We start from the raw sequence: 16,614 nt of genomic DNA on the forward strand, positions 1-16,614 counted from the left end.
TTTTAACAAATTTGTAACAATAAGTAAATAGAAAAAGGGATATTGTTTCCAATACCCCTTCGTATCTTCCTAATCCAGATCGATGAAATCCATCTCAAATGTATCCGCCTTCTTCGCTCTCTTTGAAGAAGATTTTCTAACCGGCTCTTCCTCATACTCATCATCAAAATCGTCGAAATCATCGTCAAAGTCATCGAAGTCGTCATCATCTAAGCCATCGAAATCGTCATCATCTAAGCCATCAAAGTCATCATCAAAATCTTCATCTTCCAAGCCATCAAAGTCATCATCTTGATATCCAAGCTTCAGATCTTCTTTTAACTCATCCAGATCGTCATCATAGTCATCGTCAAAATCTTCATCTTCCAAATCATCATAATCAGGCTCTATTGACTTGCTCTGTTTTACGACCTTGCGGTCTTCTATATCACCTGGTACATTATCACTATCAATACTATATTCATCATACAAATCATCCAACTCCACATTTCTATGGTGAAGCTTCACCGCCAGGACGATCAGGAACACCAGCAAAATAACAACCAGGCACCCGACACCTACCATGATCCAGAGCAAATAATCCGTAACAATCTCCGTAATCTTATCCCAGGTAGTCGCTTTCTTCTTAGGTGTTGATGCTGTCTTAGGCGTTTCCATCCTCTGATAAGTATGCTCCGACGAATCATATAAATACAAAGACTTCTGTCCCTCGTTATTCACCGCATACATAATGTAAAACTCTGCTCTGTCCGGTTCTAACCAGGCAGGAAATGCCTGACCATTAATCTCCACACTCGCCTCAACATACTTTTTCGGCAGCTTAACATCCGAAATATCATTCAAGATCACAATGGAATGCGTATCCGAAACTACAATCTCCTCAAATGGATAGAACTCTCCGCTCTCCGTATTATAAACCCAGAAACTGCCTGCCTTCTGATCATCCACCAAATACGCAATTGTAATTCCGCTGTTTGCCTGCACCGCGCCCTTATATGTTTCACCATTGTACGTAAATTCACCAGTAGCAAAATTTTCCGGAAGCTCTGCCTCACTGAATGCTTCTGACAACGTATAATTTACTCCGTCAATCGTAACTTCCGCCGACTTCCCCACCGGCTGGATCTTGCTCGGATCGCCCTCACCTATGGAAATGTCCGCATAACCCTCCTCACAGGTCACACTCTCGCCAGACTCCGTTGTGACCGTAGCCGTCCCCTGTTCAAGCCGGGTATCCCCCTCCTTGAGAGCCTGGAATTTCATCGTAAACTCCGTACGGTCACTGCTTCCATTCCCGCTTCCGGTGTAAACCAGTTTGCCGGAACCATTGTCCGTAACGCCTTCGCCTTCCATAAACTGCATGCAGCTGGTATCATAGCTCATCTCAACAGTAGCTTCGCCGAGCACATCATTCCTTGCAACAACCGTACCGGTTATGGTAAATGTATCCCCAACTTTCGTCTCAAGATCGCTGAAAAAAATGATTCCATCTGCAGCCAGCACCACATTTGAAAAACAAGGTACCAACAGGCAAACCGCCAACAGTACCGACATTATTCGCTTTCGTATCTTCATGTGCATTCCTCTTTCTTTAGTGCTTATCACTTTACACTTATAACCAAATTCTTTATAGTTGAATTCTAATAATCAGGCTCCTATCCTTAAACCCAAAATTTCCCTTTAGGACGATTCATATCAATACTTATCCCACCCTCAAATTCATTATATAAATTTAATGCAAAATATACATCATGTAATGATATTCCAATATTATAAGCTAATATTCTCTCTTTATCCGTTTCCCTTCCTGCTATTTTCCCGTTCACTACATCCGTAATTTCACCAAACTTCTTGAATTTTGAGAAATTTTTAAAATGAGCCACATGCCCCACATCATCCGCATAAATTTTATCAAAAGTCAAATCGCAAATCCCAAATCCCCTCGTATGAATGGGCACCAATAATACTCCTTCATCAAACCAGTTATCCTCGGCTATATCATTTTCAAAATATGTGGCTGCAGAAACCACAACATTACTACCTTTAATTAAACACTCATATGAACTTACATATTCAAACGTTAAATTCGTGTATAGCGATGATAATTCTTCTTTAAAAAGTTTATGCTGATTTTTATATTCTAATAATTTAATAACATACTCTTTTTCAGGATTTACCTCAGCCAAAACTTTAATAGTTGCTCTTGCTGCATTTCCCAGTCCGATAACGCCTATAACGCATGCATTACTCTTTGCCAGCAAATTAATAGAGTGTGCCGCAACAGCTCCCGTTCTCATTGCCGTAATGAAGTTTGCATCCATAAGAGCTTTCAATTCTCCACTTTCCAAGTCATATAGCATTAATTTACTGTCTAGCGCAGGCTCTCTATCAGAATAACGATTTACAATCTTTACCCCAAAATATCCTTCTTTTTCCAAAATGGAAGGCATCGTGTTATAAAAACCATCTTTCTTATACTTTAGGCTTGTTTTGTGTGGAAGTATATAATCATTTTTATTTGTTATAACTTCACTTACCCATTCATAACACTGTTTTGGAGTTATTCCCATATCCATTATCTCTTCATGCGTAATAATCCTCATCTTTTAACTATATGATATTTACAAATACAATAAATACCATATTCCTTTCTTAATTAATATCTCATTTCAATACAATTAGCTACTGCTAGTTTCAGTCTTTCCTATGGTCTAATTCTGTAATTGAAATATTACTTCACTATTTCAATTAATTTCTCAATACCACTTTCCAAACTTCTATAATCTTTCGTCAAAAACAACAACCTAAATATCTATTTTAATATTCAGCTATAGTAATTCATTTTTTAATGCTTTAACTAATTTATTATTATCCTCACTATTTCGGACTGCCAATCGAATAAATTGTCTGTTGTCTCGATGTATCTTCCCTGACAAATCTTTAATAAATAAACTATATTTTAAATATAAACGTTTAGTTAACTCTTTTGCAGTCAATCCATTAGTTATTTCTACCATCACATAATTAGCTTGTGAGTCATTGACTCTAATTCCGGGAATTTCACGCAACAATTTGATAAAACGTGCTCGCTCGGATTTTATTTTAATTAAAGCCTCCATATAATCCTTATTATATTTTTCTTCTATCTGGAGATAAAACTCTGCAAACGAATTTATATTCCATATAGCAACATCCTTTTTAAGTGTTGTAATCATTTCCACATCACTCGACACCAAAATACCTAATCTTAATCCCGGAACTCCATAACACTTAGAAATGCTCTTCATCACATATAAATGCTTATTCGCATCAATGATTTTCTGTTCAATCAAAGTGCTGTTATTCTCAACTGAGAAATCAACAAAAGACTCATCAACAATCAATTTAATATCTTTTTTCTTTGTCCATGCAACGATTTCCATTAAATCCTTTTTGGGTATATAATTTCCAGTTGGATTATCCGGATTTATTATAAGTAAATTATCAATTTCTTTGTCTTCAAAGTAACCAATTAAATCCTCCGCCGAATAAACAAAATTTTCATCTTCAGGCACATATACAATTTGTTCACTTAAATATCGATTAGGATATTCTTCAAAAGTTGGACGAACAATTCCTATTTTACCTTCTAACTTACCCACCAAGGATTTAATTAATTCTGCCGCGCCATTTCCAACAACAATATTCTCTTGATGTACATTAAAATTTTTAGATGCTATCAATGAGTTTACTTGCATACCGGACGGATACTGCGTTAACAATTTTTCAAAGTTCGCTTTGATTTCGTCTATCAATTTCTGTGGCGGAAAATACGGATTAACAAGGTAACAAAAATCTATAAGTTTAGGGTACCGCCAATATCCTCCGTATCTATTCTGCAATAATGTAACTCGCTCTTCATCATCTGGAGCGAACATCGAAGTTGCAATATCTAAATCCTGAATATCGTCAATTTCATACCAGAGCTGTCCACTTAGCCTCTTTGCTTTTATTTCTGGATCATCAAGCATCGTAATTACTCTGAGCACCTGCTCATAATATTCATTATTACCAAGTGCACTCGAATATGCCTCAAGGAAAGGCACATAGCAAGTTTCCGAAAAATGCTTACTAAATTTATAAATATTTACTGTCTTATAATAATTCTGTATCTCGTTGAATTTAAATTTCTTTCCAGGCACAAACGCTTCAATCGTGTCATCTTCAGCCAACTTTACACATGTTCCATCCATCCAACTCTCATACTTATCCACTAAGGCAAGTGTTTCACGCGAATCATTCAGGAGCTCATCCATAACACTATCTTCAAATATTAAATCGGATTCAAATAATAAAGTATCCTCTTCACATAAGTATTCTTTCGCCAATGCCAATGAATAAATATTATTCGTCTTGTCATAAATCGGGTTATCAACATATTCTATCGGAGTTTTAATTCCTAATGTTTCAATGTACTCTATTAATTTCTGACCTTCATAACCGACAACTATAACTACTCGGGAAAGATTTCTAGATTCTATTTGCCGCAGCATACGCTCAATCAATGAAACACCATTAACTTTCACCATGCATTTCGTATTATTCTGAGTTAATTCTTTTAGTCTCTTTCCCATTCCTGCTGCTAAGATTACTGCCTGCATTTCATTACTCCTCTCTATATTTCATGAATAAATAATCCACTACGAAGTTTGGGTTCAAACCACGTTGATTTCGGTGGCATCCGCAGCCCTGCATCTGCTACTGAAAAAAGTTCATTTACCGAGGTTGGATACATAGAAAAAGCCACACCACATTCCGCCATTTCCAATATTTTCAAACCACGTATTCCCCCAAAAAATTTTATTCTTTGATCTGTTTTGGGATCAACTATACCTAAAATTGGTCCCAAAATTTTATCTTGTAAAATACTAACGTCTAAGTCTTTTACTGAATTTATTCTTGTTTTCGCTTTTTCAGATATTGAATACCATTTTTTATCAAGATACATGCCCATAACCCCTTTTGTTTTCGGTTTATAAGGCTCACTTCCTTGTACCGTTACTTTAAAATCAACTTTCACTCTTTCCAAAAATTCCTCCGGAGTATATCCATTCAAATCTATAACTATCCTATTATAGTCCATAACCATCAACTCACTGTCTGGAAACAAAACCGACAAAAAATAATCGAATTCCTCATCGCTTTTATAGGAAGAATCTTCTTTCCTCCTAGACAACCCCACTTTAACAGCCGCTGCTGCCCTATGATGCCCATCCGCAATATAAATCTGATTTATGTCTTTAAAAGCGTTTAATATTATATTCATATCTTCTTCACGTGCCACTTTCCACACATTATGACGAATCCCATCTTCCGAAGTAAAACAATATAGTTTTTCTTCATTTTTGATTTTAAAAATTACGCCATTAATCATATCGTTTGAACGGTATGTCAAGAAAATGGGGCCTGTCTGAGCATTACAAATACTAACATGCTTAATTCGATCCAATTCCTTATCATATCTCGTATCTTCATGCTTCATTATAATCCCGTCGCAATAGTCATCTATAGCAGCACATCCCACAATACCAGTCTGAGAACGCCCCTCCATTACCAACTCATAAATGTAATAACACGGACTACTATCTTTAATAAACTCCCCTGTAGCTTTCATCTGTTGCAAAGTCTCACTCGCTTTTTGATATACCCTATCACTATACATATTTATATCATAATCAAACTGCGTCTCTGCTCTATCAATTTTCAAAAACGAATATGGATTGTTTTCTACTATTTTCTTTGCTTCTGCTCTACTGTAAACATCATACGGTAATGAAGCAATTTTACTCGCCAGAAACGCATTGGGTCTTAGTCCGCAAAAAGGTACTATTGTTGCCATTACAGTTCCCTCACATTCTTTTGTTTTATAGTATATCATTATTTCATAAAAAACTCAATATTACGCATTATCAGCTTTTTCCATATATCCTCTTCTTCCTTCAATTATCGCGCTAGTACCTTCCCAATTTGGATCCGGTACTCTCCAATTCGCACCATACACTTCTTCCAAGAATCCTTCAGCATTACTCGGTACCCGAAATATTCCTGCTTTACACTTATATAGTTTTGTTTTCACTATCGGACTCGTAATCCCTTGTCTTACTAAAAACTCATTTTTTGTCTTATAACTATGGTTCTCATCACGTAAATAGAAATACGTTATACTGTTTCCATTCTCAATTTTAGACATGAAAAAATCTATGCTTAAATTTCCCTTTTTATAAGTTTGCTCTGTTATCTCTCCATCTAATATGAATTGATGCTTTTTAACCAATCCTATCGTTTTCAATACCTTTTCTAAATTGCTCCAAGAAAAATCATTTATATCTAAAACACTGATATCAATATCATTGTCATGAGCAATAAACTTCCCTTCTCTAATTATTCCAAGTAATGTTCCATAAGTAATAAAGTATGATATTTTTGCATCATTTAAAACCTTCTCCACTTCTCTTAAACACTCGTATCCACTCTTATGAAGCGCTCTGTTCTTTATACGTATCACAATACTCCAAAACAATTTTTCATACATTTTATATAATTTTGGAAATCTTTCTCTCCCTATACTTCCTAACATAGGGCGTAACTTAGTTTGTAACCATTTATTCATTTTTATATCCATTCCTTTCACGCTGTTCAAGGCACAAAACGTGACAAAAAAACGTTGGACTCTCACAGCTTTCTTTTTATTATAGTTTCCATAAAGATACTCAGTACACTATATAGTTCTGAACGGAGCCCCTATGGTCTTAAAAATTATGTATCAACGCAACTTTACCGAAAAAGTGATGTACTTCCTATTCAAGGTTATAAAATCAAGTCAATTACTGAATAAACCTTAACTTTCCTACTATTCAATTTTTAAATAACCACCATAAAATGGTCAGTGTGTGATGCCTAAAAAATGGATATCCTCTACTATTCTTTTTCACCCCTCCCATCTCCCTGCATTAATTTTCTATTTTTGATTACTACAATCAACCGATATAAAACTTCAATCAGCACAGTAATTGATGTAAGTACAGCCAGAGTAACCGCATTTAATTTCCCTGCATAAGTTACCAAACATAAATTTATCAAGTGGATACTCGCACTTACGTAAATTGAAATATTTGCATGTTTTGATAACCCCATTGCTCCTAATGTTGGAAATCCCAATATATAATCCGGCAATGTGAGCACTGCAATAGGCATCATTGCTCTCAATATCATCCCCATTCCAGAAAACTTTTTTCCATATATCAACACACAAAACGGCTCAGCCCATATCATAATTATAGCAGTTCCTACCAAAATAACGGGCATCATCACCATCAATACTTTTTTCGCTAATTTAAAATCTTTATTCTTAATCATGTAAGGGTACATACTATCCGAAATCGGAGCTAGTGCTGACTGTCCTGTTGTAATCAATTTATTTGCTGCAGTATACAACCCGACCGTGCCACTTACGGGATCAATGTACCCCAATATCATAGTATTCGTTGCCGTATATACTGTTGAAGCAATTCTTGACAGAAAAAAATGACTAGATTTTTTAATTTGCCTTAGTAACTGCTCATATTTAACTGGCACAAAACCAATTTGATAACGCTTATATAAGTCGACCCAAGACCAAACTACAGCGCAAAACTCACCCAATGCCGAAATCACCGGAACGCACAAATAATCTGAAGGCTGCTTCAGGAAGACCAAAATCAAAACAGTAAAAAGCCCCTTTACAAAAACAGTTCTATAGGTGACCATGCTCATATCTTCTAATCCTCTATATAAATAGTCCGGCAAAAAACACGAAATGACCGCTTGCGCCAAAAACAAAAAATATAGCTCTTTATCACTATTGTACTGTGGAACAAATTTACAAATACCCACTAATACAATTCCTGATATAATAGAGAAAATTATTTTTAATACCACAATCGAAGTAAATACTTCACATAATTTCACTTTATCATTTTTATTTTTGGCAACCTCTTCCGTACCCGACAGTAAAAAGCCAAAATCTAGGAATAACTGAAAATACATCATCATAGCAGTCGCAATTCCAATTCTTCCATATATTTCTTTTCCCATAATTCGCGTTTGATATGGGACAGTAATGAAACTAAAAAAATATGTCGAAAATCGCAATAAATATAGCATAATAGTATTCTTTACTAATAATTGTTTATTACTCTTCATTTTTCTCTCCACCAATAAACAAAATTTCTTTCTATATCCCATTAAAATCAAATCATAACACTTATAATACTCTGTTCAACCAAATTTTTCAACTAAAAACCGCAAAATGGAACTGTTTTTAGGCAGTTCCATAACTCTTCTTACAGTTTTATTTTGCGATTAATTCTAAACATGACATTGAGTAATTTAAATTTCTTGTTTTTAATTAAAGTAATGACCCATTTTTCTTTGACTGATAGCAACTTTTTAACATAAAAGTTTGAATGAAACGTAGGATATTTCTGCTTGATAAAATCCACTAATTCAGCCTGCAATTTATTTGATTTGTCTACTTCATTAATCCTAACCACCGCGGTATACAATATATGGTATACCGCCAAAAACTCTATTTCTTGTTTTATATCATTATAAATTCCTTTATCACAAATGTAATCTATTATTGAATCTATCGCCGTAATTATCTCCCTGTTTCGTTCAATCTTACTACTACTCATAATAGAACCATCTCGTTGCAAATAATTGTAATAAGACTTTGAAATATATTCAATCTTCTTCGCTTCCAACATGATTTTAGGAGTCGTAGCTAAATCTTCGAACCATAATCGTTCAGGATAGAAAATACCATTATCAATAAACAAGCACCTCTTATATAGTTTGTTCCAAGCACTCGGCCATGCCAAAATTTTACTTATCTTATCAAAACAAACATAGTCACTATTCTTAATTTTTGCATATTCATATTTAATTATCTCTCCATATTCATTCACATATTCCATATCAAACACCACAATATCTGCTTTAGTACATGTAGCTCTTAGATAAACTTCTTTTAAAAGTAATGGAGAAATTGTATCGTCACTATCAACAAATAATAAATACTCACCTTGTGCAAATCTAATCCCAGTATTTCTAGCTCCTCCTAATCCTCTATTTTCCTGAACCAGAACCCTCAAAATTTCGGGGTATTCTGCCTCATATCTTCGTGCTATCGCCTCACTCCCATCTTCGGAGCCATCAATAATTACCAAAACTTCATAGTCTTCAAACTCTTGAGCTATGACCGAATCCAAACACTTTTCCAAATATTTTTCGACATTATATACCGGTATAATAACACTTACCTTCATTTAATTACACCTCCTACATTCGCAGGATTCTCCTTTTTTCGCTCCATTCATTCAACACAATACCTGCCACATTTCCGCCTGTCTCTGATACCTCTTTTATAACGTGCGCCACCTTTATTCCATCTTCTTTATCCATTCCCATAACTAAAATAACCTCATCACATAAAGCACAAAGACGTTTGGTTATGCTATGTTCTCCAAGTTCTTTCATATCAAAAACTATATAATCATAATTCTCTTTATAAACCTCAAGTAAATTTATAAATTCAGGACAATATACTATTCTTTCAATATCAGAAGACTTTCCAAATACTACTGTTTTCTTATTTTCAAAATTCCGGTAAGATTTACTCTCCATACGTTTAAGTTCTTCTTCAACTTCATATGAATTATTTATAGCATCACCAATAGAAAACATAAGTATTTTTTTCCCCGCTCTTTCTAAACTATCCATAAGTAGCTGAGATACATAAGTTTTCCCAATTCTGCTTCCTATACTCGTTATTCCCCAAACAGATTCTCCCGACTGCAAAATTCTTTCTCTTATCTTATCCACATCATTTTTCTGCTTATCCCGCGATCTATGGATAACACTAAAACATTGCAAATTCGTATAAAACTCTACATCATCTTCATTCCGCACTTTTCTATCAAGTACAAACCATACAAACAAAAAAACAATTACCAAAATAGCTCCTACAAAAGCCCCCAACATAACTTTTATTATAAGGCTATTTCTACTATTTGACACATTTACTCTATCCGTTAATACTTCAACATTAAGACTATCATCATCAAATTTTTCCCGCATCCACGTCTCTGATTCATTAATAAATTTTTCAAGCATTTCTTTATCAGCAACAACTTCTCTATCAGCCGGAACCGTTAAATTAATCGTATAACAACTAGACGAAACCTCAACCTCAATGTTATTCAATCTTTCTTGCTCCTCTGGGGTAAACGCGTTAGATAAACTTAGCGCATTTCCTTTGAGCAAACCTTGATATGCATCAAAATATATAACTCGCTTCGTCTCCAAATTTTCATTCTCTGACTTTTCCAAATCATAAACTAAATATACTTTTTTAGTCAAAACATTTTCTTTCGACTCATTCATTAAAATTCCTACCACTCCCCCTAATAATATAGCGACAGCGACAACTAACCACATGTTTTTAATATACATCTTAAGCATTTTCTTAAAATCAAGATCTCGTTCCATAAATTTCCCTCCGTTTCGCATAATTATCTATTACTACTAACCACATTACAATTGGTAAACACGAAAAAAGTATTTCACCTTTTATTTCAAACATAAAACATAGAAAAAAACTCCAAAAATATAAAGTACGTATTGCCACATCTTCTGTTCTTTTCAAAATATTCAATACTAAAACAAAATATAAACTCGCATATCTAATTACTGCAAATCCCAATCCGCCAAATAATAACGGTCGCATAATTCCTGCATCAGTAGACATATAATACCCCTTAGCAACTGTATACATACCATCACCAAACAGTATTGTATCCTCTTTCGGAATAAATAGCATTCTTTCTATTAGTACGTTCGAAGAACCCGTCTGTAACTTACCAGTTCTGAAAAATGTCACAAACAAATCAAATGCCCATTCAAACCAAATTTTTATAGACTGATTTCTACTTTGCAGAATCAGCAACGCTATGCCTCCTGCAACACTACATATGATTGCTACGATTAATATTTTAGGTCTTTTCCACAAAATTTTTATAAGCAATACAGCCAATATTACTATTCCAAACAAAGAACCTATTCTGCCATAAAACAATGTGCCCAATAGCAAAAACATAGATCCACCTATCATGAACCAAACATTTCTATTTTTCAACTTCTTTTCTATTAAAAAGTTATTAAAAATCATAGCTAACGCACACTTAAACGTATATTCAAATCCCGAAAATCCTGCCCAACCATATCTAGTAGTATATCGAGCATCTTGTGCCAATATTTTAGTTTCTTCGCTCTCTTTTATTAGTTCAAAAGCCAACTCTTTCACAGCTGGCATCACCACCATTATGATTGTACTACAAATATATAAATAACAAGAAAAAACAAAATATTTCATGAAAGTCTCTTTTGTAGCTTTAGGAATATATTTAACTATGACCATCACTATAAATAACATTCGCATAATAATTTTAACCATTGTCATTATAGCGTCTGAAAAATACGTAAAATCGTTCGTTCCCTTCAAAACGGGTATCAATATACTTAAGCATATCAACACAAACAAAAATCCCACTGTCCCTAAAATTTCTGTATATACAAGTGCATTTACTATCCTTTTTAAGTAATTTAGATTACATACTATAAACAATAAAGGAATCCCATATGCCCAAACATATAGCAAAACACTCCCTTTTACTGTAATGAACGGGAAAAAATGATACGCACACAAAAGTAACACCCATATATTAAACTCTCCTTTTTCCCAATATATCTGTCTCGTCACCCACTCACCTCTTTGTTAAACTTTCAATCAACTCATCCCATTGTTCCATAATCTTCCTCTTTGAAAATTGTTCCAAATTCTCTTTACTTCTTAACGCCATTTCAACCCGCAACGCTTCATTACAAATCAGCATTTCAATAGCCTTTTCCATCTCCTTCAAATCCATCTCTTGTATTAGCACCCCATCTACCCCATCTCTAATAATTTCTCTCGGGCCACTCACAACATCAAAGCTAACACAGGGAAGAGAATTCGCCTTCGCTTCTATTAATACCAACGGTAATCCTTCTCTTCTAGAAGTAAGAACGAATAGTGCCCCTTGTCCATAAATTTCAGAGACATCAGCAACTTCTCCCTTTAAAAAGACCTGTTCTTGCAAATTATTCTTCAATATGTCCTTCTGAATCTCAGAAAATGTTTCCCCATCGCCATAAATATACCATTTCCAATCTGGATACTTTCCCAAAACTACTTTCGCAATCCTAATAAGGAGGTCGTATCCTTTTTCTGGACTAAACCGCCCCACAGAAAGAATCACCTTGGAGGATTTATCATAACATTTACTAGCCTTTTCCAAAACTTTATCGTCAATGCTATTATATATATAACTCACTTTGGTTTTGGGCAAACAGAAATACTTCTGATAGTCAAGTGCATTGCTATATGTTAATGTTACAACTTTATCTGACATCATAGCAGCTCCCCACCGCACAAAAGTAATTTTCTTTTCATGCCATCTGCTCATTAATGCTTCGTGATCACAAAATATATATTTGCATTTTCTTCTATACGTCATAAGAAGTACAGGTAAAGCCACTTGAAATCCCATCAAAAATACTATGTCTATTTTATTCTCTTTTAAGAAAATGTTTAATACTTTTTTCCCTTTCGTAACAACCTCTCTTCCTCTGCACTCCCTTTTTATAATATAAGTTACTCCCTTTATTTCAGGCTTCAATATTGGACATGCTTTTCCTCTGCCTTTAACCAAAGAAACTATATACACTTCATATTTTTTGCAAAACTCATTAGCTAAAGTACTGGCAACTTGGTTTATGCCTCCTAAAACACTCATATCCCATACAATCAATGCTATTTTTTTCATTCTATTCCTTATTTTATCCTGTCAAACGCTGTTTTCGATTTAGTCTGTAACAAATATATAGTTTTGCCAAATAAAAGTACAAGTATCGGTTGTCTGCTTTTAAATACTAAATTACAAACTTTTTCTTGCTTTGACAGTCCTTTCGCATTTTTGATAGCTTCCTTTGAATATTTACTATTAATAAGAGTTTTCGCTTTTTTGTATTGTTCTTTAAAACTATAATTACCTTGAGGTGAGCAATTTCTCACAACCCCGGCAATTGCATGCTTAATATATATATTTGCAATTTGTGTCTTAACATTACCTCGATATACCCGATTTTTTATCGCTAATTCTCTGATATATTTAAATCTTAATTCCATAATTTGCAAAAAGTCGGGCAAAAACTTTTGGGTCAATGCATCTTTTGATGCTTTAACATAATGATATCCGGCATAATCAACTACACTTAATGTTGAAATTCGATTCCACAGCAAAGCATTAAATATAAAATCCTCAATTAAAACCTGATTAGAGAACATTAATTCATTTTCGAGGATCAGCTTTCTTTTATATAATTTATTCCACGTATAGGCAAACATTTTAGCAGTATCGACATATGCAGCCTGCGCAATAATATCCTCTTTTTTATTCCAGCAACCAGCTCCCATACGTACACTTCTGGTAATATTTGTTCTCTCCCTTTCCTCATCCATTGTATCGTGTTTATATCCGGTCACAATTAAATCGGAGTGTTTTCCTTCTCGATATAAAGTTTCAAAATATTCCTTTTCTACCCAATCATCAGCATCCACAAACCCTATATATTCGCCCCGGGCAAGCTTAAGTGCAGAGTTGCGCCCCGCACTCAAACCTTCATTTACGTCCTTTTCAATAATACGAATTCTTGAATCCTTAAGAGCTAATTGCCTTAGCACTTCTCTTGTGGCATCTTTACTGCCATCCTCCACAGCAATAATCTCAATGTTCGTCAATGTTTGTGCCAATATGCTTTCAATACAGTTCGCGACAACTTTTTCCGCATTATATGCAGGTACGACCACGCTAATTGCAATCTGACTTTCCATTATCTTCCTACCTTCAATTTTGTAAATAGTTTTGTATTCTTAGTCTTAACATATGTGATTACTTTAGCTTCCCAATATGTCAGCATAACGCTTTTCCATCGGATTGGTAACAGCATAATCTTCATATACACTGATCTTGCCTTAGCAATCCTCACCATTTTCCCAACTCTGGGATTTGCCAACATTTTTTTAATTTCTCTCCGCTTCTCTTTTGGTGACATCGTACATTTCGGATTGGTAATATTCTCCACACAGCCAATAAAACGTTCAATATAACGTCTTGCAATCATCTCTACACTGGCTGCATCCTTTATTCTCCATTCTTTGTACAAATTCACCATCCAGCCATGTTCTTCTTCTCTTTTTTCATACATGCCGGGACGATAAGCCGCTGTTTCAGATTCTGTCCGTGCGCGCAAAAAATGATAATATTGCTTACTTGTCACAGTAACCCGCTCCACATGCTTTACGATGCTCACATTGAATGGAAAATCATCCCAAAAGGTTGTAGGGAATCTTAAATTATTCTCCAATATGTAGCGAGATTCATATAATTTATTCCATGGCGTATACAACAGATTTTTGTCAAACAGCTTGTACGCATTACGCCTAAATGCCTCTTTATTCGGGTATACTGCATCTTCAACTGCATAAACATCTGTCAAATACTCATCTTTATTATAATACGTATCTATATAGAACCCGGCCACAACCAACTGTGCATTATCTCTTTTGGCCAATAAATACATATCCTCCAGCATTGTAGGCTCCGCCCAATCATCTGAATCCAGGAAATACATGTATTCCCCCTTTGCCATTTCAATAGCCAGATTACGCGCACTCGGTGCTCCTCCATTTTCTTTATGAATCACCTTTATCCTCTCATCATGTTCAGCATAACTATCGCAGATCTCCCCACTTTTATCAGGTGTGCCATCATCAACAATCAGGAACTCCCATTCCTTCAATGTCTGGGCCTGAATACTTTCAATAGCCTTTCCCACATATTCTTCCACTTTATAAACCGGCATAATTATACTAACTTTAATATCGTTACTCATAAATTCTCTCCTTATTCATCCTCTTTTTCATTGATCGGCACAAAAACATATTGTTTATCCGTACCATCTTTGTGAAACGCTTCCGTACTATCAGATTTCAAAAGAACAATTGCGGTCTGAAACAAAAGCTGAATATCTTTAAAAACACTATAATTCTCGATATACATCATGTCCATCATCAACTTGTCCTTTGGCGAAGTGTTATACTTTCCTGAAATCTGCGCATATCCTGTTAACCCTGCTTTCACTCGAAGCCTATACCTGAATTCCGGAAGCTCCTCTGTATAAGCATTCACATTTTCTATCATTTCCGGTCTCGGTCCGACAAAACTCATATCTCCTTTCAAAATATTCAATAGCTGAGGCAGCTCGTCCATACGTATTTTTCTTAAAATTTTTCCTGGAACTGTAATTCGATCGTCATCATCAGTCACGGATCGGTTCTCAACATTTTCTTTCATTGTTCGAAACTTATAAACCCAAAAGATATTTCCATTAATTGTAGCCCGTTTCTGTTTGAACAGAATACTTCCTCCATCATATGCTTTTATTGCTACGGCACTTATAATCCATATAGGAGACGTAACCAGGCCCATTAATATAGATAAACCGATATCCATACAGCGTTTTATGATTCTTTCCTCCATAGTAAGACCTTTGACATTATAATTTAACATAGAAATATCGTCCAACAAATAATATTCCGAGCTCATTTCAATAACATCTTCAATCTCTGGATTAAAATATACATTTTTACGCGTCCGATAACAATAATTCGTAATTTCGCCTCTAAACTGCAACGGAATATTATACAAAAAGACAGTATCGGCATCTTTAATTTTGCTAAATAATAACTTATCTTTATAATCTAAGACCCCTACTATTGCATACTGCTTTTTAAATTTCATGACTCCTCGTACAATCGCATCCAGACTTTCTTGAGAAGAGGTGATAACATAACACTTTTCTGGATCATGAATACGAAAAAACAAAGCATTACCTGCATAGGCAAATATTATAATGACAAGAATTTGTAATACCATAGCCAGTAACAATGCTCTCACACTAACAAAGCGGAAAGCATACACACTCGGAGTGATAGTGTTCATGATCATCAACTGCGCATAAGTAATAATGTCCGTAAATAATACTGCCAAAGACATGGAATAAATAATGGGCTTACTCTTCCTCCTCCCCACATCATATTTTCCATAAATAGTCAAAAACAAAAGTCCCACAATAATAAACGTACTGAGCGTTATGCCCATTGTTCTTGACAGCTTCACCAACGCCTGATTTTCCTGTGAAAGCAAAATCATAAAAATTGCCATTAAAATAATATACAAACACATTTTTATAAAAAGCCACAACATTGACTCGAATCGTCTTAATCTTTTATGCATAGTACACCACCTACATCGCTTAATCTCTATCATTATATATGATATTACATTTTTCTGCAACTTTTTATGCTATATAAGATAACTCCCTAAATTGCAAAAGTAAATTCCACCTACTTTTTCTTTGATAGAAGTTACTTTT

The 16,614-nt window shown here is 34.7% G+C and carries 13 protein-coding genes; all 13 read right to left on the reverse strand.

Annotation, left to right across the window (positions count from 1 at the left end; genetic code table 11):
- Positions 1 to 69: 69 nt before the first annotated feature.
- Positions 70 to 1,575 carry a hypothetical protein gene (locus ABXS75_14150; protein ID XCP84199.1) on the reverse strand — a complete coding sequence of 502 codons (1,506 nt, stop codon included), beginning with the start codon at positions 1,573 to 1,575 and terminating at the stop codon, positions 70 to 72.
- Between the two features lie 86 nt (positions 1,576 to 1,661).
- Entirely contained in the window at positions 1,662 to 2,570 is a 909-nt protein-coding gene (locus tag ABXS75_14155; GenBank protein ID XCP84200.1) for an ornithine cyclodeaminase, read from the reverse strand.
- 258 nt (positions 2,571 to 2,828) lie between these two features.
- Positions 2,829 to 4,640 (reverse strand): aminotransferase class I/II-fold pyridoxal phosphate-dependent enzyme, encoded by a 1,812-nt coding sequence (locus ABXS75_14160; GenBank protein XCP84201.1) that lies wholly within the window; start codon positions 4,638 to 4,640, stop codon positions 2,829 to 2,831.
- Between the two features lie 14 nt (positions 4,641 to 4,654).
- Positions 4,655 to 5,878, reverse strand: a complete 1,224-nt coding sequence (locus tag ABXS75_14165) for a DUF1015 domain-containing protein (protein XCP84202.1) — start codon at positions 5,876 to 5,878, stop codon at positions 4,655 to 4,657.
- A gap of 60 nt (positions 5,879 to 5,938) precedes the next feature.
- Positions 5,939 to 6,649, reverse strand: coding sequence for a LicD family protein (locus ABXS75_14170; GenBank protein ID XCP84203.1), 711 nt, complete (start codon positions 6,647 to 6,649; stop codon positions 5,939 to 5,941).
- Positions 6,650 to 6,957: 308 nt separating this feature from the next.
- The gene (locus ABXS75_14175) at positions 6,958 to 8,220 is read right to left on the reverse strand and encodes an oligosaccharide flippase family protein (protein ID XCP84204.1); all 1,263 of its coding nucleotides are present in this window, start codon (positions 8,218 to 8,220) and stop codon (positions 6,958 to 6,960) included.
- Between the two features lie 140 nt (positions 8,221 to 8,360).
- Entirely contained in the window at positions 8,361 to 9,347 is a 987-nt protein-coding gene (locus ABXS75_14180) for a glycosyltransferase (protein ID XCP84205.1), read from the reverse strand.
- A 13-nt stretch (positions 9,348 to 9,360) separates the two neighbouring features.
- Positions 9,361 to 10,569, reverse strand: a complete 1,209-nt coding sequence (locus tag ABXS75_14185) for a hypothetical protein (protein XCP84206.1) — start codon at positions 10,567 to 10,569, stop codon at positions 9,361 to 9,363.
- A complete protein-coding gene (locus ABXS75_14190; protein XCP84207.1) occupies positions 10,553 to 11,839 on the reverse strand; it encodes a hypothetical protein in 1,287 nt (428 codons plus the stop codon). The genes ABXS75_14185 and ABXS75_14190 overlap by 17 nt, the downstream gene beginning before the upstream one ends.
- 4 nt (positions 11,840 to 11,843) lie before the next feature.
- Entirely contained in the window at positions 11,844 to 12,944 is a 1,101-nt protein-coding gene (locus tag ABXS75_14195) for a glycosyltransferase family 4 protein (GenBank protein ID XCP84208.1), read from the reverse strand.
- 8 nt (positions 12,945 to 12,952) lie between these two features.
- Positions 12,953 to 14,011, reverse strand: a complete 1,059-nt coding sequence (locus ABXS75_14200; protein XCP84209.1) for a glycosyltransferase family 2 protein — start codon at positions 14,009 to 14,011, stop codon at positions 12,953 to 12,955.
- Positions 14,011 to 15,072 carry a glycosyltransferase family 2 protein gene (locus tag ABXS75_14205; protein ID XCP84210.1) on the reverse strand — a complete coding sequence of 354 codons (1,062 nt, stop codon included), beginning with the start codon at positions 15,070 to 15,072 and terminating at the stop codon, positions 14,011 to 14,013. Before ABXS75_14205 ends, ABXS75_14200 begins: the two co-directional genes overlap by 1 nt.
- Before the next feature lie 11 nt (positions 15,073 to 15,083).
- A complete protein-coding gene (locus ABXS75_14210; GenBank protein ID XCP84211.1) occupies positions 15,084 to 16,475 on the reverse strand; it encodes a sugar transferase in 1,392 nt (463 codons plus the stop codon).
- Positions 16,476 to 16,614: the final 139 nt, after the last annotated feature.

This window comes from Roseburia hominis, assembly GCA_040702975.1.
In the GTDB taxonomy this organism is placed as follows: Bacteria; Bacillota; Clostridia; order Lachnospirales; family Lachnospiraceae; genus Allocoprococcus; species Allocoprococcus hominis_A.